This window comes from Collinsella sp. AM23-17, assembly GCF_003470945.1.
GTDB classification, from domain to species: Bacteria; Actinomycetota; Coriobacteriia; order Coriobacteriales; family Coriobacteriaceae; genus Collinsella; species Collinsella aerofaciens_O.
The window spans coordinates 1-1,441 of record NZ_QRHU01000052.1; the positions used below are offsets into that span (position 1 = coordinate 1).

At 71.1% G+C, this 1,441-nt stretch carries 1 protein-coding gene; it reads left to right on the forward strand.

The genetic code is table 11. The annotated features are described in order from the left end of the window. Positions 1 to 131: 131 nt before the first annotated feature. Positions 132 to 1,253: an IS110 family transposase gene (locus DW645_RS09815; RefSeq protein WP_117641087.1), complete on the forward strand. Its 1,122-nt coding sequence runs from the start codon at positions 132 to 134 to the stop codon at positions 1,251 to 1,253. The last annotated feature ends 188 nt before the right edge of the window (positions 1,254 to 1,441 follow it).

The following is a 1,441-nucleotide window of genomic DNA, read 5'->3' on the forward strand; positions in this document are numbered from 1 at the left end:
CAGACACTATGACCCAATCCAGGGGCACGGAAACGACAGGAGCCCCCGCTCGTGACCGCGGGTCGGGGCTGCGACAATGTTGTTGAAGTGCCAGAGGCGCAGCCGCGCCGCAACGAGGTTGGGAGGCTCCCGTGCCTAGATATTCTACCGCCTTCGGAATGGACGTACACCTCAGGTCCACCACCGTCTGCGCGCTCGACGCGGAGACGGGCGAGGCCGTGACGAGGAGGTTCCGCGGCAACCCCTGGGGCGAGGTCGCGGAGTGGATGTCGGGCTTCCCCGGCCCGTCGCTCGCCGCCTACGAGAGCGGCTACCTCGGCTTCGCCCCGCAAAGGGAGCTCTCCGGGCTCGGCGTCGACTGCGTCGTCGCGGCCGTCTCCAAGGTCCCGAGGTCGGCTGCCGACCTCTCGTCCAAGAACGACCGCAACGACGCGGCCAGGATGGCCAAGGCGATACTGTCGCACGACGTCACCCCGGTATGGGTGCCGTCCCCCGAGATCGAGGGGCTCAGGGACCTCGCCGCCGCCCACGACGCGGCGACCGCGAGGCTCGCGGCGGCGAAGCAGCGGCTCCTGGCGTTCCTAGCCCGCCGCGGCTATGTCTACGGCGGCACGACGCCGGCCGGCAACCCCCGGAAGTACTGGACGTACGGCTTCCTCAGGTGGCTCGACGGCATACACCCCGCCGACGACGGAGGCATCCGGGCGCTTGCGGCGCTGAGGAACGAGGTCGAGGCGGCCGACGAGACGAGGGAGGCCCTCCTCGCCGAATACAGGGCCGCCGTCGCGGCGGGCCCCCTCTCGGCCGAGGTCGAGGCGCTCCAGTCGATCAAGGGGTGCGGGTTCGCGCTCGCCGCCGCCTTCGCGTCCGAGGTCGGCGACTTCTCGAGGTTCCGCTCCGGCAGGCAGGTGACGGCCTACTTCGGCCTCGCCCCGAAGCAGAGGTCGAGCGCGGACTCCGTGCGCCTCGGCGGAATCAGCGGGGCCGGCAACGCGCTCGTCAGGAAGCTGGCTGTCGAGGGGTCCTGGTGCTATGCCCAGGCCGGCCACCAGCCGAAGCTGATGCCCAAGGGCTCCGGCGTGCCCCTCGAGATAAGGATGCACGGGAGGAAGGGGTCCGAGAGGCTCCTGCGCCGCCGCGAGGAGATGATCGCCCGCGGGATGCCGCAGGCGAAGGCGAACGCGGCCACCGCGGCCGAGCTCGTGAGGTGGCTGTGGGCCCTCGGCACGATGTGCCGGGAGGGCGCGGAATAGACATAAGCCCCCGTCCCGGCGAGCCGGGCAGCCTTCGGGGACACCCCCGTTCTCGCTGTGCGCGCGGCGGCCGCCGCATGCGCGAAGACAGACTAGGGGAACCCCGCCGAAGGAGAGGATTGCGGGCCGCCGGAGCGGTATCCGCGGATATGAGACTGAGCCGAAGGCGTCGATGACATGCCGGGGGC